The organism is Paraburkholderia sp. D15 (genome assembly GCF_029910215.1).
Taxonomy (GTDB): domain Bacteria; phylum Pseudomonadota; class Gammaproteobacteria; order Burkholderiales; family Burkholderiaceae; genus Paraburkholderia.
The window spans coordinates 200,586-227,176 of record NZ_CP110396.1; the positions used below are offsets into that span (position 1 = coordinate 200,586).

The 26,591-nt window shown below is 65.4% G+C and carries 20 protein-coding genes; 9 read left to right on the forward strand and 11 right to left on the reverse strand.

Annotated elements, in window-relative coordinates; genetic code table 11:
* The first annotated feature begins 253 nt into the window (after positions 1–253).
* Complete coding sequence (locus LFL96_RS20460; RefSeq protein ID WP_281002531.1) at positions 254–652, forward strand: hypothetical protein; 399 nt, start codon at positions 254–256, stop codon at positions 650–652.
* A gap of 75 nt (positions 653–727) precedes the next feature.
* Here LFL96_RS20460 and LFL96_RS20465 read toward each other — a convergent pair whose 3' ends face one another.
* From LFL96_RS20465 to LFL96_RS20480, 4 genes are all read right to left on the reverse strand, one after another.
* Positions 728–1,753 carry a peptidoglycan DD-metalloendopeptidase family protein gene (locus LFL96_RS20465; protein ID WP_281003817.1) on the reverse strand — a complete coding sequence of 342 codons (1,026 nt, stop codon included), beginning with the start codon at positions 1,751–1,753 and terminating at the stop codon, positions 728–730.
* A gap of 586 nt (positions 1,754–2,339) precedes the next feature.
* Entirely contained in the window at positions 2,340–3,629 is a 1,290-nt protein-coding gene (locus tag LFL96_RS20470) for a cytochrome c (RefSeq protein WP_281003818.1), read from the reverse strand.
* Positions 3,629–4,465, reverse strand: coding sequence for a (2Fe-2S)-binding protein (locus LFL96_RS20475; RefSeq protein ID WP_281002532.1), 837 nt, complete (start codon positions 4,463–4,465; stop codon positions 3,629–3,631). Before LFL96_RS20475 ends, LFL96_RS20470 begins: the two co-directional genes overlap by 1 nt.
* On the reverse strand, positions 4,462–7,290 hold the full coding sequence (locus tag LFL96_RS20480) for a molybdopterin cofactor-binding domain-containing protein (protein WP_281002533.1): 2,829 nt from the start codon (positions 7,288–7,290) through the stop codon (positions 4,462–4,464). Before LFL96_RS20480 ends, LFL96_RS20475 begins: the two co-directional genes overlap by 4 nt.
* On the opposite strand from LFL96_RS20480, the gene LFL96_RS20485 reads away from it, so the two are divergent.
* Complete coding sequence (locus LFL96_RS20485) at positions 7,289–7,519, forward strand: hypothetical protein (protein WP_281002534.1); 231 nt, start codon at positions 7,289–7,291, stop codon at positions 7,517–7,519. The genes LFL96_RS20480 and LFL96_RS20485 overlap by 2 nt on opposite strands.
* Positions 7,520–7,802: 283 nt before the next feature.
* Here LFL96_RS20485 and LFL96_RS20490 read toward each other — a convergent pair whose 3' ends face one another.
* Complete coding sequence (locus LFL96_RS20490; protein ID WP_281002535.1) at positions 7,803–8,558, reverse strand: DeoR/GlpR family DNA-binding transcription regulator; 756 nt, start codon at positions 8,556–8,558, stop codon at positions 7,803–7,805.
* A 153-nt stretch (positions 8,559–8,711) separates the two neighbouring features.
* Here LFL96_RS20490 and LFL96_RS20495 point away from each other — a divergent pair, with 153 nt between their 5' ends.
* Both LFL96_RS20495 and LFL96_RS20500 read left to right on the forward strand, forming a co-directional pair.
* Complete coding sequence (locus tag LFL96_RS20495; RefSeq protein WP_281002536.1) at positions 8,712–9,293, forward strand: NUDIX domain-containing protein; 582 nt, start codon at positions 8,712–8,714, stop codon at positions 9,291–9,293.
* Positions 9,294–9,595: 302 nt separating this feature from the next.
* Positions 9,596–9,925: a hypothetical protein gene (locus LFL96_RS20500; RefSeq protein ID WP_281002537.1), complete on the forward strand. Its 330-nt coding sequence runs from the start codon at positions 9,596–9,598 to the stop codon at positions 9,923–9,925.
* Between the two features lie 73 nt (positions 9,926–9,998).
* On the opposite strand, the gene LFL96_RS20505 is transcribed toward LFL96_RS20500, so the two are convergent.
* A complete protein-coding gene (locus tag LFL96_RS20505; protein ID WP_281002538.1) occupies positions 9,999–11,171 on the reverse strand; it encodes a porin in 1,173 nt (390 codons plus the stop codon).
* Positions 11,172–11,716: 545 nt separating this feature from the next.
* On the opposite strand from LFL96_RS20505, the gene LFL96_RS20510 reads away from it, so the two are divergent.
* Both LFL96_RS20510 and LFL96_RS20515 read left to right on the forward strand, forming a co-directional pair.
* Positions 11,717–12,826 (forward strand): OpgC domain-containing protein, encoded by a 1,110-nt coding sequence (locus LFL96_RS20510; protein WP_281002539.1) that lies wholly within the window; start codon positions 11,717–11,719, stop codon positions 12,824–12,826.
* 50 nt (positions 12,827–12,876) lie between these two features.
* On the forward strand, positions 12,877–13,785 hold the full coding sequence (locus tag LFL96_RS20515; protein ID WP_281002540.1) for an alpha/beta hydrolase-fold protein: 909 nt from the start codon (positions 12,877–12,879) through the stop codon (positions 13,783–13,785).
* Positions 13,786–13,797: 12 nt separating this feature from the next.
* Here the strand turns inward: LFL96_RS20515 and LFL96_RS20520 are convergent, their stop codons facing one another.
* A complete protein-coding gene (locus LFL96_RS20520) occupies positions 13,798–14,922 on the reverse strand; it encodes an AI-2E family transporter (RefSeq protein ID WP_281002541.1) in 1,125 nt (374 codons plus the stop codon).
* Between the two features lie 453 nt (positions 14,923–15,375).
* Between LFL96_RS20520 and LFL96_RS20525 the strand changes: the two genes are divergently transcribed.
* Both LFL96_RS20525 and LFL96_RS20530 read left to right on the forward strand, forming a co-directional pair.
* Positions 15,376–15,660 (forward strand): DUF3331 domain-containing protein, encoded by a 285-nt coding sequence (locus LFL96_RS20525; protein ID WP_281003819.1) that lies wholly within the window; start codon positions 15,376–15,378, stop codon positions 15,658–15,660.
* A gap of 285 nt (positions 15,661–15,945) precedes the next feature.
* A complete protein-coding gene (locus tag LFL96_RS20530; protein ID WP_281002542.1) occupies positions 15,946–18,573 on the forward strand; it encodes an adenosylcobalamin-dependent ribonucleoside-diphosphate reductase in 2,628 nt (875 codons plus the stop codon).
* Positions 18,574–18,586: 13 nt separating this feature from the next.
* On the opposite strand, the gene LFL96_RS20535 is transcribed toward LFL96_RS20530, so the two are convergent.
* The gene (locus LFL96_RS20535) at positions 18,587–20,473 is read right to left on the reverse strand and encodes a M24 family metallopeptidase (RefSeq protein ID WP_281002543.1); all 1,887 of its coding nucleotides are present in this window, start codon (positions 20,471–20,473) and stop codon (positions 18,587–18,589) included.
* Positions 20,474–20,843: 370 nt separating this feature from the next.
* Between LFL96_RS20535 and LFL96_RS20540 the strand changes: the two genes are divergently transcribed.
* Positions 20,844–21,608, forward strand: coding sequence for a cupin domain-containing protein (locus tag LFL96_RS20540; RefSeq protein WP_281002544.1), 765 nt, complete (start codon positions 20,844–20,846; stop codon positions 21,606–21,608).
* Positions 21,609–21,690: 82 nt separating this feature from the next.
* On the opposite strand, the gene LFL96_RS20545 is transcribed toward LFL96_RS20540, so the two are convergent.
* From LFL96_RS20545 to LFL96_RS20555, 3 genes are read right to left on the reverse strand one after another with little or no spacing between them, the layout of a single operon-like run.
* Positions 21,691–22,647: a DmsC/YnfH family molybdoenzyme membrane anchor subunit gene (locus tag LFL96_RS20545; protein ID WP_281002545.1), complete on the reverse strand. Its 957-nt coding sequence runs from the start codon at positions 22,645–22,647 to the stop codon at positions 21,691–21,693.
* 55 nt (positions 22,648–22,702) lie between these two features.
* On the reverse strand, positions 22,703–23,470 hold the full coding sequence (locus LFL96_RS20550; protein WP_281002546.1) for a 4Fe-4S dicluster domain-containing protein: 768 nt from the start codon (positions 23,468–23,470) through the stop codon (positions 22,703–22,705).
* 52 nt (positions 23,471–23,522) lie between these two features.
* Entirely contained in the window at positions 23,523–26,444 is a 2,922-nt protein-coding gene (locus LFL96_RS20555; RefSeq protein ID WP_281002547.1) for a molybdopterin-dependent oxidoreductase, read from the reverse strand.
* Between the last annotated feature and the right edge of the window lie 147 nt (positions 26,445–26,591).

Genomic DNA, 26,591 nt, shown 5'->3' on the forward strand with positions numbered 1-26,591 from the left:
CGTTCAGTTCAAACAGGCATTCGATGCATGGCGCGAACGCGCCGGGGAAGATCGGCAAATTGTAGTCGCGCATAAACAATTGCGCAGCGTGGCCGCGCGGCGAGGCGAGGTCGCGCGAGGCGACGCGACGGGCCGAAGCGATTTTGTTAGGATGGGTTGGCGCGATTCGACGGCCTGCATCGGCCGGTTTTCATTCGATCCGACCTCACGCATGCCGGAGCGTTTCCGGCCGACCATCCGAAGGAGCCGCACGATGAACGATCAGCAATGCACGCAAATCCTCTCGGAGATTCGCAAACCGCTTCTGTCGCTGCACAAGGCGATTCTCGATCACGAGCGCGCGGCGTATGAAAAGGAATTCGGTCCGGTGACGCCGGCGGCGTTCCTGCAAGTGCTCATCAACGGGTCGGGGTTTCGCTGGCTCGCGCCGCTGTCGACGGTGATCGCGAGCGTCGACGAAATTCTCGACGACAAGGAAGCGGATGCCGCCGACCGTCTCGGCGCGTATGAAGCGGTGACGGGCCTGTTTTCGCCCGATCAGCCCAACAATGTTTTTCTGCCGCGCTATCTGCCGTTGCTGCAGGCCGATCCCGCGATCCTGCATCTGCATGGGCAGGTATCGCAGGTGTTGCGTGGCGTGGCGGAGAAGTAGCGGCGGCGCCCGGCTGCGGCTTGAGCGTTTTTTGAGCGCTACTTAAGCGCTAGCCAAGCACCACTCAAACGCCGCTTAACCGCGGCCTTGCGGCAGATAAGGCATCGGGTCGATCGGCTTGCCGTCGCGGCGAAGCTCGAAACCGACGGACACACGCGAGTTGTTCTCGTCGCCCATCTCGGCGATCTGCTGCCCCTGGCGAACGATATCGCCGGTTTTGACGAGCAGCCGGCGGTTATGCGAGTACGCGGTCAGGAAGTCCTTGTTGTGCTGGACGATGATCAGACTGCCGTAGCTGTTCAAGCCGGTCCCGGCGTACATCACCTTGCCGTCGGCGGCGGCCCGCACCGGATCGCCCGGCTTGCCGCCGATTTCGATGCCGCGCGTCTCGCCCGCCTGGAATCCCTCGACGACACGACCGCCCGCCGGCCACGCCAGCGCGACGCCGTTCGCGTGCCGCGAGGTTTCCTGCATCACTTCGCGGGCCACGGCAGGGCTCGGCGCAGGTGCGGAAGTGTTGGGTTGCGCGGTACTGGCCGCGGATGCGGACGCGGAGGCATTCGTCGAAGCATTCGTGCAGGCAGTCGCGCCGCCGGCCTGCTGCGAGGCGGCCGCAACGGATGCTGTCGACGCCGTCGCGGTCTTCGAAGCAGCCGCAGCGGCGGCCGCCGTGGCATTCGCCGCATTCGCCGCGCGCACCGTTTCCGGCGACGCGACGTGCACCACCTGCCCCAGTTTCAATCGCGACTTCGCCGTCAACCCGTCGTTCCACGCCTGCAACTGCCTGACGCTCACATGATGACGCTGCGCAATACGCGCGAGCGTATCGCCGTGCTTCACGCGATACACCAGCGGCGGCGATTTCTTCAGCGACGTATGGGGATTTTTGCCGGGATTGGCGGCGACTTTCAGTTGCGCGCACGCAGCCGCGCTCGCCGATGCATCCGGCGCATTCGCGGCCGGCACGGCGGAGGCCGTGGCATCCGTCGCCGCGCCTGTCTGTGCGTTCTGCTGCCCGACGTTCGCGCAACCGCCGACGGCCAATGCGACCCACACGCCGGCCAGGCTGGCCTTGATCGTTCTGTCGAAACGCTTTTCCATCATGTCCGACTCCTGCCTTGTTCAAGGGCGGACCGGATGCACGCCTGTCGCGTGCGATGCGCGCGTTGCCACGCCGCGCGGCCTGTCTTCGCGACACGGCGAGGCCGTCTCGTGCGGCGCTCATCCGGGTCCTGCCGATCGATCCGCCCTGCCGCCGGCACCGGATGCCCGCAGGCATCGACACAGCGCCTCTCTCGCGAAAAGGGCCGGACCTCGATAAAAATTCCAGCGGAATTGTAAAGTGCGTCTTGAAGAAAACGCTCCGCTCCAAACAAACTGATACAAACCTTACCCGCCGTGTTGCGGAGAACGTTGCGCCCGCAACGGGTGTTCAACGCAAAACGCGGAGTCGGCGCGAAGCCGGCATGCGGTCGGTAACGTTTGCTATAACGGCATGGGATCGGAGAACTTGAATCGTTTTCGTCATGGGACGGCGAGCGCATCGGCGACCGGCGAAAACGGCAGGCAATAAAAAAACCGGTGTCTGCTTGAGAACAGACACCGGTTTCTTTTCATCGCGTCGTCGCTGACGCATTTCGGTTCAACGCACGAGCGCGTTCAGCGCAATACGTTCAGCGCAATGCGCTCAACGCAGCGCCTTGACCGCATCGGCGGTGACGTCGGCATGCTGGCCGCCGTACGTCGCGCGCAGATAGTTCGCGAGTTGCGCCGCGTCCTCGTCGCTCAGTTGCTTCGCGAAGCCCGGCATCTCCTGCATCCGTTCGAGGCCCGGGAAATCCTGCGCGGCGAGACCGTCCAGCATCGCGACGAGCAGGTTGTGCGGATCGCTCTGACGCAGCGTCGAGTTCGCGCGCATCGGCACCGCGACGTGCGGCTTGCCTTCGCCGTTGATGCCGTGACAGCCGGCGCACACGGCGAGATACACGTTGCGGCCCGCTTCGAGCTGCGCGGCATCGGCCGACACCGACTGCACCGGCTGCGGCGCCGGCGGCTGCACGCCGAGCAGATACGTCGACATCGCGCGCAGATCGTCGTGCGTCATGTACTGGCTGCTCAGATGCACGACCGGATACATCTCGCCGAACGCCGAGCCTTGCGGCGCGATGCCCGTCGCGAAGAACGTCTGCAGATCGGCGGCGTTCCAGCCGCGCGCGGCGAGACCCTGCGGCGTGATGTCCGGCGCGGCGATGCGGCCGAGCGCGGCGCCCTCCAGCGGTTTCGCGCCGTCGAGCTGACCGGTCTTCGCGCGCGGCGTGTGGCATTCGGCGCAATGGCCGAGCGCGCCCGCCAGATAGCGGCCGCGATACCAGTCCGCCGCCGCTTCAGCCGAGGTGCCCGCGGGCGGCGTGCTCGACGCGTCCGGCAAGCTGTCCTTCAGAAACACCCAGTTCCAGAAACGCACGCCGAAACGCATGTTGAACGGGAACGACAGCTCGGGCGCGTGGTTCGGCACCGCCGCCGGCTTCTGCGCCATCAGATACGCGTAGATCGCATCGCTATCCGCGCGCGAGAGCTGACGGTACGACGTATAGGGCATCGCCGGGTACAGATGCTTGTCCGGCGTCACGCCGTCGTGCAGCGCCTTGTACAGATCGTCCGCGCTCCAGTTGCCGATGCCGTGTTCCTTGTCCGGCGTGATGTTGGTGCCGTAGAAGGTGCCGAACGGCGATGCGAGCTTCACGCCGCCGGCGAAACGTGCGCCGTCCGCCGTGGTGTGGCAGGCCGCGCAGTCGGCGGCTTTCACGAGGTAGCGGCCGCGCGCGAGCGGATCGGCGGCGGTGGATTGCGGGCCGGCCGCCGCGGCGGCGGCAATCGCCGACGCGGACAGGTCCTCGTGCTTGCCGCACGCGCTCAGCGCGAACGCGGCGCCGAGCAGCAGCAGCGCGTGACGCAAGGTGGTGGTGGGTCGGCGCATCATGCGGCGGCCCCTTCGGTTTGCGCGGATTGGCCGGGTTGGCCCGCCGTGCCGCCCTTCACGAGGCCGGGCGTGGTCAGCACGACTTCCTTCACCGCTTCGTAGTAACGCACGTAGCCCGTACAGCGGCAGATGTGATCGTTCAGCGCTTCGGTGATGGTCGCCTCGACCTGATCGCGCGCGACCGGCTGACGCTTCAACCGCTCGATCAGCACCGTGGCCGCATTGACGAAACCCGGCGTGCAGTAACCGCACTGGAAGCTGAAGTGTTCGAGAAACTTCTGCTGGATCGCCGACATCTCGACCACTTCGCCCGCCTCGTTGCGCTTCGCGTGACCTTCGATCGTGCGGATGGTCTTGCCGTTGAAGTAGTTCGCGCCGGTGATGCAGGTGCGCACTTCCTCGCTGGTGCCGTCCGGGTTGTCGACGATCACCACGCACGCGTGGCAGATGCCCTGGCCGCAACCGAGCCGCGAGCCCGTCAGATGCAGATACTCGTGCAGGTAGTCGATCATCATCAGACCGGCGGGCACGTCGGCCGGGCCGACGATCTCGCCGTTGACCTTGATCGATACGGGCAGCGTGCGGAAATGCGTGAGCGGACGCTCGACCACGCCGGCGGCGCTCGCCGGTGCCGCGGCGCTTGCCGGGGATGCTGCGCTTGCCGGGGATGCTGCGCTTGCCGGGGATGCTGCGCTTGCCGCGGATGCAGCCGCCGCGCCGGACGTAGCCGCCGGGCTCGATGCAAGCGCGGCGCCCGACGCCGGCACCTTGGCCGCGTCGGCAGCGGTAGTCTGGCTCGCCGCTTTAGCCATGTCTTTGTTAGGGGCCGTCATGCGAGCACCTCCTGAATGCGTTGCGGGGTAACCGGCAGATCGGTGAACCGATGACCGATCGCGTGCGCGATGCCGTTCACGATCGCGCCGACCACCGGGATCATCACCACTTCGGCGATGCCCTTCGGCGGATCGGTTTCGGTGAGCGGCGGCAACACTTCGCTGGTCTGTTTCCAGACCGCGACGTCTTCGGCGCGCGGCAGGTGGTAGCGGTTGAAGTTCCACGTACCGTTGCCGGGACCGTCTTCGTACAGCGGCAGATATTCGTGCAGCGCGTGGCCGATGCCCATCGCGAGGCCGCCTTGCAACTGGCCCGACACGAGTTGCGGCGAGATCTGGTTGCCGCACTCCATGATCGAGTGATGCGCGAGCAGATCGACCTTGCCGCTCGCTTCGTGCACCGACAGTTCGACCAGCGTGCCGACCGCGCTGTAATACGTGACGGCCGCGTTGTTGCGCTGAACCGGCGGAATGAACACGCGCTGACGATCCAGCACGCGATAGCGATTCGTCGTGGTCTGCAATTTCTTGCGGTCGTCGGGTGCGTTGTCGCCGTAGCGCAGCGCGAGACCATCGAGCGGCAACCGATCGACCACGCCGTCGATCTCGAAGTCCGCCTCGGTCCACTGCCAGCGATTGAACACGTGCACCACCGCGCCGGTGACGAGACCCAGTTCGTGCGCCTTCTTCGCGAGCTGTTCGAACGGCAGCGCTTCGAGCCCCGCCGCCGACAGCTTGCCGTCCACCCAGCGCGCGTCCTCGATGCGCACCACCAGCGGCGCGGCCTGACCGCCGCCACCGCCCTGGCTCCAGATCGCGCGCGCCGCCGGCCATAGACCGTGCGTGAACACGACCCGCGCCGCCTCGCGCGTGCTGTGCGTGAAATAGAACGCGGAGTTGGTCGCGCTCGACGGCGACGCATAGCCCGGCGACCAGCGCGGATTCGCCGCGAGCTTGTCCTGATCCGCCTGCGACATCATGTACGGATCGCCGCTCGTGACGACCGGCAGATCCGGCCAGTCGGTGATCGCGACGTGCACGTCGGTGGCCGGCTTGCCGAGCCACTTCGCGACCGCGACGGCCTGCGAGGTCGACATGCCGGTGCCGATCTCGGCGGCCGTGTGCTGCAGACTGATCTTGCCGTCGGCGCTGAATTCGACCTTCGCGAACGAGGTCTCCGCGCCGGTGCCGAAGTCCTTCTGCACGCACGCGAAACCGACGCCGTAGCGCTTGCCCGGATGGGCGGTTTCGTACTCGGCCTTACGCTTCGCGCGATTCACCCACAGCGGATGCACGCGCGCCTGGTTCAACACATCGTCGACGCGGATCGCGCCGGCCGGGACCGCGCCCTGGGTGTTCTTCATGCCGGAGCGCAGCGCATTCTTCAGACGGAATTCGATCGGATCGAGATTCAGTTGCGCGGCGATTTCGTCGACCATCATTTCGGTCGCGGCCATGCTCTGCAGCGTGCCGTAGCCGCGCGCCGAGCCGGCGTCGATCGCGCGCGAGGCGATCGCCACCGCCGAGAGATCGGTCTTCGGCAGATAGTAGATCGACTGCGCGGCGGTCGCGCCCACCATCGCCACCGAGGGCGAGAAGTTGCAGCGGCCGCCGCCGTTCGCTTCCATCTGCGCGGTGAACGTCTGCATCAGACCGGTCTTGCGATCGACCGCGATGCGGTAGTTCATCTTGAACGCGTGACGCTTCAGCGAGGTCTGGAACTGCTCGTAGCGATCGTTCGCGAGACGCACCGGACGGCCGTTCGAATACATCGCGCAGACGAGGCCGTAGAACGGCACGTTGAAGTGATCCTTCGAGCCGTAGCCGACCGTGTAGCACGGGTGGATGAACAGGTTCTTCACCGGGAACGCGCACTTCGCGACCATGCCGGCCGCGCTGTCGACCACCTCGGACGGCGCCTGGGTCGGCACCACCATGTGCAGCGATTGCGTCGCGGCGTCGTACCAGCAGTTCGCGTTGTCGGGCTCGAGCGCGGCCGTGTCGATCGACTGCGTGTTGTACTCGCGTTCCATCACGAGCCAGTCCGGCGACGGCTTGTCCAGTTCCTGCTGGATCTGCCCGGCGTAGAACATGCCCTGCTGATCCAGCTTGCCGTGCTCGACGCCGTCCGGCCACACCGGCTGATGCTTGCGCATCATGCTTGGGAAGATCGGCGCGTCTTTCAGGCTGGAGAACACATCGTCGTCGTACGGCGTCTTGCCGCCCACGCGCACGAAGCGGAACGTGCCCCACGGATCGCGTTCGAGCGGACCGGTCTGCGCGCCGTAGCGAATGATCTGATCCTGGAACTTGAGCGCATCCTTCGCGAAACGGAAACGTGCGAAGTCGTGATAGATGAGGATCGCGACCGCCTGGCCGAGATACGCGGGCGTCTTGCCCGGCGGCAGCAGCATGTCGTCGCCGTAGAAGGCGGGGAAGATCAGGCCGTCGCGCGTCAGATCGGCGGCCGTCACCACGCGGTCCGGTTGCAGATCCGCGCCGAGCAGCGACAGATCGAAGCCCTCGTACGTGCGATCCGCGAGCGTGGTGCGCACGATGAACGCGTGCGATTGCTGCTGCGGCCAGTGCGGCATGTCGGTGGCGCGAATGTCGCGGGCGAACACCTTCGAGCCGGTCACCTTGGCGATTCCGTCGATACGGAATTTCGCCTGACCGTTCGCGGCATCCCACTGCACCGGCGTCAGAATTTTCTCTTCGAACAACGCAGCGAATGCGCGGCTGCCCATCGGCGCGAGATACACCGACACACCCGCAACGACGCTCGCCTTCAGAAAACTACGACGCGAAAGGTCGAGTTTCCCCATGGACTTCTCCTTTAAAAAACACGGCGGCAACCCGGCGGCGGAACGCGCGCGCGTTCCCTGCCGCCGCACGCGCGGCGACGCGCGCGCTGACACGCAAGGTTTGCGTGCCGGACGGAAGTGGAACCACGAAGGAGGTGTTCGAACTACGGACCATTATGCGCGTCCGTACTACCGGCGATCTACAACGCCCTTGGTCTGGCGCGCCGCGATCGATCTGATTGACCTTTGAACTACCGTGAGTTGCCTTTTTGTCTGCCCTTTGCCGGGCAAAGGTCGCGATTATCGCGCTGATTCGCCGCAGGGTGCGCCGATTTTTGGCCGCTATTTTGCGAATAACGGATTGGGTATGACAAAAGCGCGGCGTTATGTCGCGCCGTTATGTTTTGACGTTTATAGCGCTTTTTATAGGGGTTTTCGTTGCGGGCGCATTTTTTACTTTTACGTTTCGCGCGGTGAGCGTGGTCAGCGCGTTCAGCGCGCTCGGATCGTCAGGTGCATCGTTCCCGGGCGCGTCACGCGCGCACGATGCCGATGCCGAGTGCCTCGAACGGCGCGGTGAGCGCATCGCCGGTATTGCGCTCGACGACGATCGTGCTCGCCGCCGTCACGTCCGCGATCCGGTACGCCGACGCCGCGTGCAGTTTTTCCGCCGACGCCAGCACGACCGTCTCCGCCGCGTGCTCGGCGAACGCGCGCTTTACATAGGCCTCCTCGCGATCGCCGGTGCTCAGTCCCGCCTGCGGATGCACGCCGGTCACCCCCATGAAGAACAGATCGGCGCGGATATGGCTGAGCGTTTCGATCGCGGCCGCGCCGACGTTGACCATCGAGTGTTTGAAAAGACGCCCGCCGATCATCACGACTTCCAGTTGCGCGTGATTCACCAGTTCGACCGCGACGCTCGGACTGTGCGTGACGATGGTCGCCCGCAAGTCGCGCGGCAGATGACGCGCCAGTTGCACCGCGGTCGTGCCGCCGTCGACGAACGCGATCTGGCCCGGCGCGATCATGCCCGCGGCCGCGCGGCCGATCGCCGCCTTCGACGCCGACTCGATCCGCTCGCGCCCGGCGAAATCCACCGCTGCCGGCGACGCCGGCAGCGCGCCGCCGTGCACCCGTTGCAGCAGGCCTTCGGCGGCGAGTTCGCGTAAATCGCGGCGGATGGTGTCCTCGGAGACGTCGTACTCGACGCTCAAGGTCTTCGCGACCACTTGCCCGTTGCGTTTCAGGGCGTCGAGGATCAGTTGCTTTCTTTGCGATGTGAGCACGGTGTCGGTCTCGAAGGATGGCGGGCAAGGCTGCCACGCGAATTTCGCCATTCTACATTTTGCACGAAATTACTTGTTATTGCACGAACTCGCACGATAACATGACTCGCATGCGGCGCTGCCCGCTTCGTCAACGAGAACAGGATGCAAGCCATGACCCAGAATGCCGCCGAGCGGGTGCGGATCATCGACGTCGAAGTGCTGTCGGACGACTGGTACGTGCTGAAAAAAACCACCTTCGACTTCCTTCGCGCCGACGGCAGCTGGCAACGTCAGAGCCGCGAAACCTACGACCGCGGCAACGGCGCGACGCTGCTGCTGTTCGATCCGCGCCGCCGCACGGTGGTGCTGACGCGCCAGTTCCGGCTGCCGGCCTTCGTCAACGGTCATCACGGCATGCTGATCGAGGCGCCGGCCGGTCTGCTCGAAACGGCCTCGCCGGAAGAACGGATTCGCGCGGAAGTCGAGGAGGAAACCGGCTATCGCGTGCATGAAGTGCGCAAGGTCTTCGAGGCGTTCATGAGCCCCGGTTCGGTCACCGAGAAGCTGCATTTTTTCGTCGCCGAATACGATGCGCGCGCGAAAGTGAGCGCGGGCGGCGGTATCGCGGCCGAAGGCGAGGATATCGAGGTGCTGGAGTTGCCGCTCGATCAGGCGCTCGCGATGGTCGAGCGCGGCGAGATCGCCGACGGCAAGACGATCATGCTGTTGCAGTACGCGAAGCTGAATCTCTGACGTCGCGGTGGGCAGATTCAGAGCTAATTCCGACAGCAGATCCCCAAACCCTGACTCGCCGGTTCATGACGCGTACGCGATGCTCCGATCCATCGCGCATCACGTTCGGAAACGGCCGCTAGCTCGCGGCCTGCTAAAAAAATATCCTTGATGATCCTGTCGTTTCGACGCGCCCCGCTTGGCCGTGACACCTGTCACGCGCGGCGGTCTGCGTTCGGCGAACGGAAACGACACGTCATTTCCATGATTTATTTTTTTGCTCCGTCGCGTGCCTCCGCGTGACGGATGAGGTCGAGGTTGCAGTGGATTCCCTTCATTCCGCGAACCGCTTCATGAGCGGTTTTTTCTTCGGCGCGCTGGTGAGCGCCGTCATCATGGTGCTGCTCAGTAACGCCGGCGAGTTCTCGCCGTTCATCGCGCGCCTGCATGCGGTCCAGCAGGTGATCGTGACGGTGCTGATCGCCGTCGTGATCGTCGATGCCAAACCGTTGGCCTACAAAACCGTCTGGCGCGAACGCCGTTGCAGCTTCGTGCTCGACGAAGACCTGAGCGCGACGTTGCGCGGGCGCACCTTCGGCATTCCGGCGGGCGTGGTGATCGGCATCCTGTTCCAGAACTATGTGATGAACTGAGGGCCGTCAGGCATCGAAGGCCGAAAGTCGAAAGCGGGAAATGGACAGCCGGAAATAGACAGCGCGTCGGCGTCTAGAACTTGTGCCGGATCGCCGCGCGCACCACCACCTGCTTCGAGGTCGACGACGGCGACTGCGTGCCGGGCGTGAACGCGTCGTCGAGAATCGAGTACGTCGAATCGCCGGTGACCTGCTGATACTCGCCTTGAATGTAGACGTCCGTGCGCTTGGACAGGTTGTAGTCCGCCATCAGGCCGAACGAATGAATGCGCGGCTTCACGCCGCCGTTCGAGGCGTCGTAGCTTTCCATCGTGTACACGTACTGCGCGCCGACGAACAGCATCGGCGACACCTGGTATTTGCCGTTCAGCTCGAAGTTCTGATACTTCAGCGAGTTCAGCAGAATGCCGGGCGGCACGAGCGGCGTGATGCCCAGGTAGCCGTTGCCGGTCGGGTCCAGGTAGTTCGAGTTGGTGTACACGAAGCCGGCCGTCGCCGGCCCGAAGTTGTATGTGATGCCGCCGCCGAACACACGCATGCGTCCGGCAATGAAGCTCGCGTCGTTCGACGTGATCGCGCCGTTCGCGCCGAAACCGGGATTGTCCGCCTGCAGATACGCACCCGCGACCAGCAAGCCGCCATACGCATACTGTCCGCCGAAGCTGTACGCACGATTGTTCGCGAAGTTCGTATCGTTGCTGAAGCTGTACACGCCGCCGAACTGGAACCCCGACAGCGACGGGCTCGTGTACTTGAGCGAGTTGTCGAGGCGGAACGAGTTGTCGGTGTTGTCGTTGTCGTACGGGTGCGAAAACAGCTCGCCGGCCCAGTTGCCGTTGGCCGTTGTCTGCGCCAGATAGTCGACCACCGAATCGTATTGACGGCCAAACGTCAGGCTGCCGTAACTCTCCGAACTCAAGCCGACGAACGCCTGACGGCCGAACATCCGGCCGCCCTGATTGAAGCGCCCGGAGCTGACGTCGAAACCGTTTTCCAGATCGAAGATGGCCTTCAGGCCGCCGCCCAGTTCTTCCGAGCCTTTCAGGCCCCAGCGGCTACCCTGTGCGTCGCCGCTCGCGAGTTCGTACACATGCCCGCGGCCGACGTTGTTGGTGTAGTTGATCCCCTCGTCGAGCACGCCGTACAGCGTGACGCTCGTCTGCGCGGCGGCAGGCGTGGAGAAAGCGACGAACAGGGAGGTAGACAAAGCGGTGGAGACAGCCAGCGCGAACACTTGCTTGTTCATGATGATCTCCCTGCACTCGAGCAATGGGACAACTCGATCCGGCCGCTTTCTTGTTGACGCTTGTTGACGCTCCGACAGGACTTTCACCGAGTCCGACGCGTCTTGAAGAAATCCTCACACGCCGTTAGCTGGGCGTCTATCGGGTGTCATGCAGATATCTCAAATTGTTGCGAAATCTCCACTTCGTGCGAACGCCGCTTCTTTCCCGACGCACCTTCAGGTAAACGGCAACGCCGCGCCTGGACTGAAGTGCAGCACGACCGGCAACGCGTTTCCGCTGCCCGCGACGTGCCCGGCCCGCTGCGTCTTTGTCACGGAAAGAAATATAATCGAAAGCTTTCGCGGCGCTGCAGCGGAACTCAGCGCCGTCACCAGGGGTCACCTTTCTAGCCCTCTGCAACCGGACCTGCTTCGCGCCGTCCAGTTGAAGCGGCGACGTGGATCGCGTATCCGCCGCAGCACGACACTCCATTCATCAAGCCGTGTGAGACGCTTGCCGCGCTGAATCAGCGCGCCGTCGCACGAGGCTGCTTTGGGCGCCCATCATGCAACCGTCCTCCTCTCGACTCGTCGAGCTCGATTTCTTCCGCGGCCTCGTGCTGCTGATCATCGTCGTCGATCATATCGGCGGCAGCATTCTGTCGCGCGTCACGCTGCATGCGTACGCGCTGTGCGATGCCGCCGAGGTGTTCGTGTTCCTCGGCGGCTTCGCGACCGCCACCGCGTACGCGGCGCTCGCCGAACGGCGCAACGAGACGATCGCGCGCAGCCGCTTCCTGCGGCGCTCGCTGGAGATCTATCGCGCGTTCCTGATCACCGCCGGATTGATGCTGCTGGTGAGCGCCGTGCTCACCGCGTTCAGCATCGACGGGCCGAATCTCGCCACCACGGATCTCGACGATCTGATGGATGCGCCCGTCGCCGCATTGCGCGACATCCTGCTGTTCCGCCGCCAGCCGTACCTCGCCTCCGTGTTGCCGATGTACGCGTTCTTCGCGCTGCTCGTGCCGATGATCCTGCCGCTCGCGCGCAGCAAGCCGTGGTGGCTGCTGGCCGGCAGCGTCGCGCTGTGGGCGGGGGCGCCGGCCATCGACGCGTATCTGCCCGCCGCGCCCGACATGCACTGGGACTTCAACCCGTTCGCATGGCAATTGATGTTCGTGCTTGGCGTGCTGGCCCGTTGCCAGCCGGTGTATCAGCGCGTCAGCGCGCATCGGCTGGGCTGGGTGATCAGCGTGCTGGCGGTCGCGGTGGTGGCCGCCGCCGCGTACTACAAGCTGTTCATCGAGCGCGAGCCGCTCGACGGCAGTCTCAAGCAGAACCTGTCCTATCTGCGCGCGTTCAACTTTCTCGCGATCGCCTGGCTCGTCGCGAATCTGATCCAGCTCGGCTGGGCGCGCAAGCTCGCGCAACGGCTGCCGTGGGTCGGCGTGATCGGCCGCAAGGGGTTGTTGTGCTTCATCGCCGGCGCGGTGATTTCGCTGGTGGTCGACTCGGTGCTGTACGCCGCCACCGACGGCTATCTGAACTACCCGCTCGGCCTGCTCGCCGATGCGGTCGCGGTCGGCGCGCTGTTCGCGGTCGCGCTTGGCGAACAGCCGGTCCGGCGGTTCGCGTCGCGGCTCGTCGGCGTGCGCCTGCGCACCTCGCCTTAAACTTCGCGTGCGCGCGCCTTCGCGCGGTCCGCGGCGGCTTTTTCCCCGTTATGCGTTCACTGCTCCCTTCCGCCCTCGTCGCGCTCTGCGTCGCCGCGCAGGATTCCGCCTGCGCGAGCACCGTGCTCAGCCGCAGCTTCCATTCGGACGCGCTCGGCCGCGACTGGCACTACACGATCTATCTGCCCACCGGCTATCGTCACGACGCCGCGCGCATGCCCGTGCTGTATCTCCTGCACGGCAATAACGGCGACGCCAACGACTGGCTCACGCAAGGCCATCTGCAGGCCGCCGCCGACACGCTGATCGACCGCAAGGACATGCCGCCGGTCGCGATCGTGATGCCGCAAGGCGGCACCGGCTGGTACGTCGATCGCAAGGAAAAGATGGAGACCGCGTTCTTCGACGATCTGCTGCCGGAGATCGAAGCGCGCTACGCGGTATCGACGCAGCGCGGCGGACGCATGATCGGCGGCGTGTCGATGGGCGGCTTCGGCGCGTTGCGCTACGCGCTCACGCAGCCGGAGCGCTTTTGCGGCGCGCTGCTGCTGAGCCCGGCGATCTATGCGAACGAGCCGCCGCGCGCGTCGGCGGCGCGGCGCGTCGGCGTGTTCGGCGAGCGCGAGTTCGATCCGCGCGTGTGGCGCGAGCTGAACTATCCGGCGCAATGGGAGCGCTACATGAGCAAGCCGTATCGCCTGCCGATGTTCATCGCCGCCGGCGACGACGACCTCGCGATCCAGGCCGACGCGTCGTCGCTTTACACGCATCTGCGGCTGGCGGGCAACCCCGCCGCGCTGCGGGTGATCGACGGCGGCCATACATGGGACGTGTGGAGCGCGCTGCTGCCGGCCGCGCTCAAGTACACGCTCGGCTGCGCGAAGCCGTCGACGCAAACGCAAACGCAGACGCAAACGCAAACCCAGGCGCAGGACCATCCGTCGAACGGACGGCCTTGAAGGCCGGCGCGCTTACTCCACCAGATCGGTCCACAACACCATCAGCACGGTCATCAAGGCCGGGCCGATGAAGATGCCCAGCAAGCCGAACGTCTCCGCGCCGCCGAGAATGCCGAACAGCACGAGCAGGAACGGCAGGCGCGTCGAGTTGCCGATCAGCACCGGCCGCACGAAGTGCTCGGCGACGAACACCACCACCGAGCCGAACACGGCCAGCCCGATCGCCCCCGCCACCGCGCCTTGCGACAGCAGCCACAAGGCCGCGAGACCGAAGGTGAGCGGCGCGCAGAACGGCAGCATCGCGGCGACCGCGGTGATCGCCGCCAGCAACGCGACGTGCGGCAGCCCCGTCACCGCGTACGCGACGCCCAGCAGCGCGCCCTCGCCCAGTCCCACCACGACGAGCCCCGACACCGTGCCGCGCACCGCCGTGGCCATGCGCTGCAGCAGTTGCGCGCCGTCTTCGCCGAAACCGCGCCGCATGCCGGTGGCCAGCGACGCCGACAGACGCGGCCCCGCCTGAAAGATCACGAACAGCGTCACCAGCATGAAGGCGAACACCATCACCGCATGCGCGGCGCGGGCGCCGAAATGGCGGCCGAGCGTCATCACGGTGGCGCTGTGCAGCCCTTTCATGGCCGCCGAGTCGCGCAGCGGCTGCGCGAGGTTGGCCTGCCACCAGGCCGTGATCTGCTGCACGCCGAACGGCAGACGCTGGATGAAGTCCGGCATCGCGATGCCGTTTTCCTGCACGGTCCTGAACCACTCGGTCATGTCATGCGCCTCGTGCAGCGCCTGCGCGATGCCGATGCCGACCGGCAGCACCACCAGCAGCGCGATCGCGAGCGTCAGCACGGCGGCGATCAAGGTGGTGCGGCCCGTGAACCAGCGCTGACCTTCGATCTTGCGCAGCAGGGGCCACAGCGCGATGGCCAGCACGCCCGCCCACGCGACCACCGCGATGAAGTCGCGCACCACCCACAACGCCAGCAGCACCAGCCCGATATACAGCGCGAACGAGGCGGCCTTCTGTTTTTTGGAGCGGAACGGCGAGGTTGGCGAGGTTGGCGAGGTTGGCGCGGTGGGTTGCGAGGCGGGCGAGGCGGCGGGCGGTGGAACGGGCGGGCGTGAATTCATGAATGAGCGCTTTGAAATGGGATTGTGTCGATACGTGTAAAAGTCCGGCATCGGACGAGATTCTCCGCAATGCGCGTTCCTTGCACGTTCGGAGTTGTTCGATGGCGTTCGAGATCGTTCGATGTAAGCGAGCCGACCGGAAAAAACCAGAACCGTTACACTGCCTTTCCACGGTCGCTCGCCAGATAGATGACATCTTAAAGGAAGCGCTGTCGGCCTTGCCGCGCACTTCGGGGCGCTCCCGTCGTCGCGCTGCGTACAACACTGCGTTGCAAAAATCAGCCTTATCTCTAAATTGTCGTCATATGACCCGCAAAACGCCGTCATTTCGGGCAAGCGCGGAAGTCAAATATCATTGTTGCTAATTCGAGAACAGTGTTTCAACTCGCGCACAATGGCTATCCGGCGCGCACAGGGCTAAATTCGGCACACCACAATACGGAGCCGATGATGATGACCTTAGAGTCCATCCCCCTTGACGGTACCAATGGCGTGCGCATCGAAATTCTCGAACGCTCCGACACGACGCTGGTGATCCGCTGGGTCGAACCGGGGCGATGTCATTATGGCGAGCAGCGCTGGCGCCGCCGCTCGGCGCACACCTCGGGCACGTGCGCGGTGTCGCGCCGCAAGATCCGTCGCGGCGACGCGGTGTTCAAGCCGGCCGAACGCCCGGCTCCCGCCAATGCCTCCGCGATGATCTGCGCCGAACTGCTGGGCGATTTCGCCGAAGCCTGAGCGGAACGCGCGACGTCCCGCCGTCTCGACGTCTCGACACTCGATCCGCCCGTTCGCGCCGTTCGGCGCCGGGGCAGCGTACAAGCACGCGAACTGCCCCGCCGCCCCCGGCCCGCTTTGCTTCCCCCTTTGCCTCACCCCTCCCCGATTGCGGCCCTCCGGCCGCTGCGCTAAGGTGCAGGAGATTGCGCCACGTCACCGCGCCGGCTATCCGCGCGGCTAAAGTGACCGGTGCATTTCCACCCACCGCGCCGCGCCACCCGCGGCGCCGTCAGAGGGCACACCATGGCAGAAGACACGCCGGACACCACCCGCACGGCATCCCCTTCCCCGGTCCCACCCGCCGCACGCGCCGCCGTGCAACCCGCCGCGAAACCCGCCGTGCAACCATTCGCACCGCAACAATTCTCCACCGACGTCCTGCTGGAGAAATACGCGAAGGGCGACGAGCAATCGGCCGATGACGTCTTCCGCCGCGTCGCGCGCGGCGTCGCCCAGGCCGAGCCGGAAGCCCTGCGCGAGTCCGTGGAGGCGCTGTTCGTCGACAATCTGCGGCACGGCGCGCTCGGCGCCGGGCGCATCATGAGCGCGGCCGGCACCGGCATCGCCGCCACCCTGATCAACTGTTTCGTGCAGCCGGTCGGCGACGCGATCAAGGACGTCGACGAGCAAGGGCTGCCCGGCATCTACGTCGCGTTGCTGCAGGCGGCCGAAACCATGCGCCGCGGCGGCGGCGTCGGCTACAACTTCTCGGCGATCCGTCCGAAGGGCGCGCGGGTGCGCACCACCAGTTCGTCCGCGTCCGGCCCGTGCAGCTACATGGACGTGTTCGATGCGTCGTGCCGCACCGTCGAAAGCGCGGGTTCGCGGCGCGGCGCGCAGATGGCCGTGCTCGACTGCGATCACCCCGACCTGCTCGAATTCATCGAGGCCAAGCATTCGAAGGGGCGCTGGAACAACTTCAACGTGTCCGTCGGCGTCACCGACGCGTTCATGCGCGCGGTCGAGGCCGACGAGACATGGCAGCTCGTGCACCGCGCCGAACCCTCGCCGGCGCTGCGCGCGGCCGGCGACGTACGGCAGCGCGACGACGGCCTGTGGGTCTACGGCGAACGCCCGGCGCGCGCGATCTGGGAGCGCATCATGCGCTCCACCTACGACGTCGCGGAACCCGGCATCGTGTTCATCTCGCGGATGAACGAGGACAACAACCTGCGTGCCGTCGAAACCATCCGCGCGACCAATCCGTGCGGCGAGCAGCCGCTGCCCGCCTACGGCTGCTGCAATCTCGGTCCGCTGAACCTGACGCGCTTCGTGACCGATCCCTTCGCGCAGCGCGAAGGCCGCCAGCCGTCGTTCGATTTCGACGCCCTCGCGCGGCGCACCCGCACCCAGGTACGCTTTCTCGACGACGTGCTCGACGTCACGCTGTGGCCGCTGCCGGAGCAATACGACGAATCGCGCGCGAAACGGCGCATCGGCGTCGGCTTCACCGGTCTCGGCGATACGCTCGTGATGCTCGGGCTGCGCTACAACTCGCCGGAAGGCCGCGACTTCGCGGTACGGATCGCGCGGCTGATGCGCGACGAAGCGTATCGCGCGTCGGTGGAACTCGCACGCGAGCGCGGCGCGTTTGCGCTGTTCGACGCGACCCGCTATCTGGAAGCAGGCACCTTCGCATCGCGCCTGCCCGAGGACATCCAGGCCGCAATCCGCCGCGACGGCATCCGCAACAGCCATCTGCTGTCGATCGCGCCGACCGGCACGGTCAGCCTCGCGTTCGCGGACAACGCGTCGAACGGCATCGAGCCCGCGTTTTCGTGGACCTATAACCGCATGAAGGTGATGGCCGACGGCAGCCGCGAATCGTTCGACGTCGAGGACTACGCGTACCGTCTGTATCGCGAACTCGGCGGCGACACCGGCAAGCTGCCGGATTACTTCGTCAGCGCGCTGGAGATGTCGGCGCGCGACCACCTCGACATGATGGCCGCCGTGCAGCCGTACGTGGATACGTCGATCTCGAAGACGGTGAACGTGCCCGCCGACTATCCGTTCGAAGCGTTCGAAAGCCTCTACTTCGATGCGTGGAAAAACGGCCTCAAGGGTCTCGCGACCTACCGCCCGAACGAGACGCTCGGCGCGGTGCTCAGCGTGAGCCCGGCGCCGCGGGACGACGACACGCTCGCCGACAACGATCAGGACCCGCTGCGGATCGCGATCGACCATCGGCCGAAAGGCGAATTGCCGGCGATCATCGAGAAAGTCGAATATCTGACGCAGGCGGGCAAGAAATCGCTGTACGTGGCGGTGTCGTTCATCGAGGTCACCGGGCGGCTCGGCGGCGAGGAAGTCACGATCGAACGGCCGATCGAGTTCTTCATTCCGACCGGTCAGCGCGACGAATCGCAGCAATGGATCACGGCGACCATGCGCTCATTGTCGCTGGCCGCGCGCGGCGGCTTCGTCGCGCGCAATCTGCAGGACATGCGCAAGGTGTCGTGGGATCGCGGCCAGGTGCGGCTTGGCGAGGTGCAGCGGCTCGACGGTCACCGCACGCCGCGCTGGCACGATTCGGAGGTCGCCGCGCTCGCCTTCGCGATCCAGCAGATCCTGCACCGGCGCGGCTTTCTGGACGCCGAGGGCGATCAGGTGCCGTCACGCATGCTGGCGCGTCTGCCGCGCGGACAGGTCAATGCGGAGTCGGCGCTGTCGGCTGATTTCGGCATTCGCCCTAACCCGGACGATGTCGACGCCACTCACACGAACGCCGCGCTGACGCAATCCGCCGGCGTGCTCGGCCTGCATACGATGCTCGGCCGCAAATGCGGATCGTGCGGCGCGAACGCGGTGATTCGCAAGGACGGCTGCGATTTCTGCACCGCGTGCGGCGAGGTGGGGGCGTGCGGGTGACGGGTGCGGGTCGTTACAGCAACGGGCACGCGGTCACCTGCGTGCCCCGCTCGACACACCAACGCTCGTAGTCGCGCAGATAATCGCGCTCGGCTTCGTCGAGCAGATCGAGGTCGATCAGATCCCAGTCGTAGCCGACCGCGACGATATTCTCGAACCTCACCTTATCCGCCTCGGTCTCACTGGGGTGAATGATCACGATGTTCTCGATCCGCACGCCGCCCTTGCCCGGCAGATAAATGCCCGGTTCGACCGACACCACCGCGCCAGGCACGAGACCGTACGCCGCGCCCGGCGCAAAGCGCACCCCGCCTTCATGCACGTGGATGCCGACGCCGTGCCCCGTGCCGTGACCGAAGTCGTAGTCATGCTGGCGGCAGACCTCGCGCACGGTTGCATCGACATCCGCGCCGGTGGCGTCGGCGGGAAACGGCGTGACCAGACCCTTGATGCAGGCCTTCAACGCGACCGTGTAGATCCGCTTCTGCCACGGCTGCGCGTGCGTCGACGGATCGGTTCTGCGCAGCACGACGCGCGTGCAATCGGTCGCGAAACCGCTGTCGTAGTAGGCGCCGCTGTCGAGCAGCACCAGTTCGCCTTCCTGCAATTCGACCTCGTCGCTGGCCGCCGTGTAATGCGCGGACGCGCTGTTCGCGCCGTTCGCCGCGATCGACGTGAAGCTCAAGCCGACGGCGCCGCGTGCGCCGTACGCATCGTTGATCGCGCGGGCCAGGTCGTATTCGGTGGGACGTTTGCCGGCGTCGCCGGATTTGGTCCAGCGCATGGTTTCGGCGATCGCCGCCGAGCTGCGCGCGAACGCGTCGCGGAACTGATCGAGCACTTCCGGCGTCTTGGCGGCCCGCATCGATTCGACCGGACTGAAGTCGGTGTGAACCGCCGCGGGCCACACGCGGCGCACCGCATCGGGCAGCGCGCAATTCACCGCGTCGGCGCTATAGCACACGTGTCGAACGTCGAATGCACCCAGCGCGCGCGCGAGTTCGTCCATGTCGCGGCGAATCACCTGCAACGACGCAACCGAAGGCAATGCGACCGGACACGTATCGCAGCCTTCCGGCAGAAACAGCACGACCTGCTCGCCGATCACGAACAGAAAACCCAGATGCGACGACGCCTGCGGGATATGATAGCCGCGGCTGTTCAGCAGATAGCTGAGGTCGTCGGAGACGCAGGTCAGGAAACAGACCGGTTGCTCCGCATGGTTCGGTCGATAAGTTTGATCCGTTTGATCGGTTTGCCCGAGATACGCGTGAATGTGCTGATTGAGCGTCGCGATGTTGTGCGCGACGCTCGCCCCGGTCACCGACTCCGGCAATTCGAAGATCGGCCGGTCCACGTTCCAGCCAGGCAGATCGATCGCGCGATCCACTTCGCGACCCGCCAGACTGGTCCACGAAAAATTCGCCGCCGATGTCGCCTCGACCATGCCTTCACGCTGCGCGACGTTCATCCGCAACGCGTCGTAGCCTACGTTCCTGATCCGCGCAGCGTGCGCGACCAGCCACCCCGCGATCGCCTTCCACATCGACGCGCCCAAACCCAGCTTTTCGACCCGCACCCGCCGCGGATCGCACTGCGCGTCGGCCTGCAGGTGATAGCGGCCGTCGACGAACAGCACGAACTGCGGCACGCCGAGTTCGCGCGCGACCCGCTCCGACAGAAACACGCCGTTGCCGGTCGAGCCGTCGAAGGCGGACACGGCATAACGCGGGTCGTTACGACGCGGCAGAAACTCGGTGACGAACTCGTCCTGCGAGGTGACCAGCAGCGCGTCCAGACCCAACTGCGACATGAGCCGCGAAAGCCCGGCATGGGTACCGGCGACGTCGGCAACGTAGGGCGCGAGGCCGGAGAAGTGGTATTTCAGTCGATCGATCATCGGAATGTCTGGGTCTTGTTATCGGTCATGCGTACGCAGCGACTGGCACTGTGCGTCGAAAGTACCGTGCGCCTAAATTTGCGTCAAGCTAAAATTTTACTCTGACTAAAATTTTGCGATGAAGTCCGGCAAAGGCAAACATCGGGCGCGGCAAGCAACGTGACGCGCCAGCCTCGAACGCGTCGCGACTGAACAGTATTTAACCTGGCTGCCGCCGCCAGGCGGGCTTCCGGCAAATTCGGCGCGCTACAATGCCGCCTGAATTGTCGTCCGGACGGTTGGGCCTGGTGCGATTTCGCCGCACGCGAAACGCCGGCGACGGCGTGACATTGTCCGCATGTCTTGTCTATCGTCGCTTTGAAGGAGATCCATGGAATCGGACATCATGCGCATCGGTCAGCGCATTCGCCGCCTGCGCCGCGAAGCCAGGATGACGCTGCTCGAGGTCGCTTCCGCGGCGAATCTGTCGATCGGCTTCATGTCCCAGGTCGAGCGCAATCTCACGGGCATTTCGATTTCGTCGCTGGTCAATGTCGCCAGGGCGCTGAACGTGCCGCTCGGCGTGCTGCTCGACCAGCCGCGCCAGGAGCAGCCGGACTCGCACGAAGGCGCGCGCCAGTCCTATTCGATCGATGAAACCCAGCAGCGCTACGAGCGGCTGTCCACCACGTTCTCCGGCAGCCTGCTCAATGCCGTGAAGGTGCAATTGCAGGAAGGCTACCGCTCAGAATGGGTCGCGCACGGCGGCGACGAATTCGTGTACGTGCTCTCGGGCGAGGTGAGTTACGCGGTCGGCAAGAAGGAATACAGACTCTCGTCGGGCGATTCGCTGCACTTCGACGCGCAGCAGCAGCATCGCGTGACGAATCTGGGCGGCGGGGTCGCGGAGTTGATCTCGGTCGGCACGCTGCAATTGTTCGACGACGACCATTCGGTGTTCGTGTCGCTGGCGAATCAGGCGAAACCGGCGCGCTCGCGCAAGACGTCGAAGAGCGCTCCTGCTGCTTCATCCGCTACCTCATCTGCCACCTCATCTGCCACTTCAACGGCCACCTCAACGGCCGCATCACCTACCGCGGCCCTCAACCAATCCGCGACGCCTGCCCGCAAGAAAACCGCACGCGCCGCGAAATAAGCACGCTGACGAAGCACACCCGTAAGCACATCTGGCGCGGCGATCCCATCCCCGCCAGGCTTGCGATCGCAAGCGTCCCGCCTCACCCCACTCTCGCGTAATACAGATTCTGCGGGTGCTTCGCTTCGGCGAAGAAAAACCACCGCTCCGCGACCAGTCCCGCGTACTGCACGAGGCACGCGGCGACCAGCAGCCCCAGCGACGCGCCGATGCCATGCAGGCTCGCGGCCAGCGCGATCAGCACGACCGGCACGACGAACGCCGTCGCCAGAAACCCCCACTTGATGCCGCGCAACGTGCCCGCCGACTTGCCGTGAAAGAACTCGCGCAGATTGAAGGCGCCGGCGGTGAAACCGCGCGACACCTGCACAAGCTTCGGATTGTGGATGCCCGTGGCGCTCTGCACGGTCGACTTCGGCCGCAAGCGCGCATTGCGCACCAGCGACGCCGACCGGCTCGCGCAACCGGCCAGCGTCAGCACGCATGCGCCCAGCGCGAGGCCGCCGGTCGGCGCGGACACGAACCACGCGCTCAGCGCGGCCGCGAGCGTGAAACCGGACGCGCAGCCGAGCAGCGCGAAATTGACCAGCGTGAGCGGCGTCGCCCATTCCTGCAGAAAACGCAGACACGCGTAGATCATTCCCGTGCAGACGAACAGCGCCGCGCTCGCCAGCACGCCGAGCCAGCCCAATGCGAGCGTGATCCGCCACGGCGACCCGAGCCAGTGCGCGACACCGTAGAAGAATGCGCAGGCGAGAAACGCCGGCAGGCACAGACATTCGCGCGATAGCCATGATGTACGCCACATCGCGATCGCACGCCACGCGCGCTCCGGGTGACCGAGGTGGAAGAACGACGCGATCAGCCCGAGCCCGCCGAGCAGCACGGACACCCCCGCGCCGGTCACATAGAACATCCCGGCGGGCGACGCGATCAGCCCCAGTTGCGCGGCACTTTCCACGCCGACGAGCGCGATCAGCAGACCCTGAGCCGCGCCGCTCAGCGTGGTGAGAAAGACGACGGAGAAAGCCGGATTCATTGCGAAACCCCCGTAGGTGCCGTAGGTGTCATGGATGCCGTACGTGCGTTCGGATTCAGATGCGCGTCGCCATCGACGCGAGATGGAGCTCGCCGCGCTCCAGTTGCGCTTCGAGCGACTCCGGTGCGCGGCTGTCGTCCGTGGACGAATCGGTCGCCGTGCCGGCGCTCTTGCACGAGCACGCGCCGCTACCGCAGCCGGCCGCCTCGGTCGGCACGCGCGGCAGATAGTGATTCGCGGGCCGCGTGTTCCACTCGGGCATCAACTGATAGCCGCCGCGCTCCTCGATCGCCTTCGACACCACCGACTGCGGATCGTGAATATCGCCGAACAGCCGCGCCGAGGTCGGACACGCGAGCACGCAGGCCGGCTGACGATCGCGCTCGGAGAGGTTCTCGTCGTGAATCCGGTCGACGCACAACGTGCACTTGGTCATCTCCTTGCGGCTTTCGTCGAGCTCGCGCGCGCCGTACGGACACGCCCACGCGCAGTACTTGCAGCCGATACAGCGATCGAAGTCCACCAGCACGAGCCCGTCTTCCTTGCGCTTGTAGCTCGCCCCGGTCGGACAGACCGGCACGCAGGGCGGGTCCTCGCAGTGCAGGCACGACTTCGGGAAGTGGATCGTTTCCGCCTTCGGGAAACTGCCCGCCTCGAAGGTCTGCACGCGGTTGAAGAAGGTGCCGGACGGTTCCAGGTCGTACGGTCTGAAATCCGCGAGACTGCCCGACTCGCCCGACGTGTTCCATTCCTTGCAACTCGTCACGCACGCGTGGCAGCCCACGCATACGTTCAGGTCGATCACCAATGCCATCTGTGTCATCGAAGGCTCCTTCCTTGCGTGCGCTCATTTGCGTTCATTCATTTGCGTCCGCTCATTTGCGTCCATTCGTGCCGCGCAACCTCGCGGCGAACTCCCCGCGTCCGGCGAAATACGTCTGCACGATGCGCGAAATCACGCCGGTCGAGCCCGGTAAGCTCGGCATCGCCGCGAATTGCGGCAGCGTGTGCCGCGCGTCCGCTTCCGCCGGATAGAGCCGCACGCGCACGTCGTACCACGCCGCCTGACCGGTCACCGGGTCCGAGTTCGAGAACCGCGCGGCGGCATCGTCGCGGCCCGGCAATTCGTCGGTGATCAGGTGATTGAGCAGGAAGCCGCGCTGCGATTCGTTGGCGTCGGCACCGAGATTCCAAGCGCCCGATGCCTTGCCGATCGCGTTCCACGTCCACACGGTGCCGGGCTCGACGGTCTCGCTGTAGCGCGCCATGCAGCGCACACGCCCCCACTGCGACTCCGCGTAGATCCAGCTGCCGTCCGCGATGCCGTTTTCGGCCGCCATCCGCGGATTCACGTACAGATAGTTTTCGCCGTGAATCTGCCGCAGCCACGCGTTCTGCGAGTCCCACGAGTGGTACATCGCCATCGGGCGCTGCGTGACCGCCGCAAGCGGAAAACGTTCAAGATCGGTCGCCGCGCTTTCGAGCGGCGCATACCAGAACGGCAGCGGATCGAAATACGTTTCGATGCGTGCCCGCAGATGATCCGGCGGTTGCCGGCCGCTCGTGCGGCCCTGCGCGGCCAGCCTGAATTTCTGCATCACGTCCGAGTAAAGCTGGATCAGGATCGGCTCGCCGAATTTGCGGAAGCCGTGCTTCACCGCCCAGTCGAGATACGGCCCGTTGCAGTTGCGCATGTATTGCAGGTCTTCGGGCAGCGTGTAATGGAACACGCAGTTGTTCTCCGCGTAACGTTCCCACTGCTTCGGATTCGGTGCGCCGACCAGCGCCTTGTCGCCGTCCTCGCCGCGCCAGCCGATCAGAAAGCCGACGCCGGAGTCCGGCGTGGTCGTGAAATTCACGACGAAGTCGGGATAGTCACGAAAACGCCGCGTGCCGTCCGCGCTCGTGAAAGCCGGAAATTTGAGCCGCGACGCGAGTTCGATCAGCACTTCCTGGAACGGCTTGCACTCGCCGGTGGGCGGCACGACCGGCACGCGCACCGAATCCACCGGACCGTCGAACTCGGAGATCGGACGGTCGAGCATCGACATCGCGTCGTGACGTTCCAGATAGGTCGTGTCCGGCAGGATCAGATCGGCGAACGCGGTCATTTCCGACTGGAACGCGTCGCACACCACCAGAAACGGAATCTTGTACTCGCCGTCCGGGTGACGGTCGGCCAGCATCTCGCGCACCTTCGTCGTATTCATCGACGAATTCCACGCCATGTTGGCCATGAAGATCATCAGCGTGTCGATCGGGTACGGGTCGCCGCGCCACGCGTTGGTGATCACGCTGTGCATCACGCCGTGCACGGCGAGCGGATACTCCCACGAGAACGCCTTGTCGATCCGCACCGGACCACCCTGCTCGTCGATGAACAGGTCCTCGGGGGCGGCCGGCCAGCCGAGCGGACCGGTGGCGAGCGGCGTGTTCGGCTTGACCGCATCGGGACTGTTCGGCGGTTTCGCGGACGGCGGCACCGCGCGCGGAAACGGCGACTTGTGACGAAAGCCGCCAGGCCGGTCGATGGTGCCGAGCAGCGACATCAGCACCGCCAGCGCGCGGATCGACTGGAAGCCGTTGGAATGCGCGGCGAGGCCGCGCATCGCATGGAAAGCGACCGGATTGCCGCTCACCGTTTCGTGTGTTTCGCCCCATGCGTCGGTCCAGCGGATCGGCAGCGTGATGCGGTGCTCGCGGCTCACCTGGATCATTTCGGCGGCGAGCCGGCGAATGGTCGATGCCTCGATGCCCGTGATGCCGGCGGCCCATTCCGGCGTGCACGCCGCCACACGTTCGCGCAGCAGCGCGAAGGACGGCGTGACCGGCGTGCCGTCGCCGAGCGCATAACGGCCGTCGAGCGCAGGCGTCACGCCGGGCGTGTGATGCGGGACCGCCTGTCCGGCCTGCGCGTCCCACCATAGATGATTCTGCGGAAACAGCGGATTGCCCTCGGGCCGCTGCGGATCGCGCACGAACAGGCCGAAATTCGCGCTGCTTTCGTCGAGGTCGACCAGTTCGGCCGCGTTCGTATAGCGCTGCACGAACTCGTGATCCCATGCGTCGGCGGCGATCAACTCGTGCAGAAAGGCCATGAACAGCGCGCCGTCGGTGCCCGGCTTGATCGGCACCCATTCGTCGGCGATCGCGGCATAGCCGGTGCGGATCGGATTGATCGCGATGAAGCGCCCGCCCGCGCGCTTGAACTTCGAAATGGCGATCTTCAGCGGATTCGAGTGGTGGTCCTCGGCGGTGCCGATCATGAAGAACAGCTTCGCGTGGTCCAGGTCCGGGCCGCCGAACTCCCAGAACGAGCCGCCGATCGTGTAGATCATTCCGGCGGCCATGTTGGCCGAGCAGAAACCGCCGTGCGCCGCATAGTTAGGCGTACCGAACTGCTTCGCGAAGAGGCCGGTCAAGGCCTGCATCTGGTCGCGGCCGGTGAAGAGCGCGAAGCGTTTCGGGTCGGTCGCGCGGATCGCCGCGAGACGCTTTTCGAGGACGTCGAACGCGTGTTCCCACGAGACCGGCTCGAACTGCGCGCTGCCGCGCTCGGCGCCGGCCTTGCGCATCAGCGGCTGGGTCAGGCGCGCCGGCGAGTACTGCTTCATGATGCCCGAGGCGCCCTTCGCGCAGATCACGCCCTGGTTCAGCGGATGCGCGGGATTGCCGTCGATGTAACGCACCTCGCCTTCGCGCAGATGCACGCGGATCCCGCAGCGGCATGCGCACATGTAGCACGTGGTGGTCTTGACCTCGAGCCGTTCGTCCTGGGTGCGGGCGTGATGTTCCATGCGCGGTCTCCGTCGCGGCTTCGATGGATCGAAGCGCTGCTGATGCGATACCGACCATCGTATGCGTGACGGGCCTGCAAGGGAAATCGCTATTCGTGAGAGAAACCATCCGCTGGGCCGATAGTTTCGGTTTGGCTTTCAGTGGCG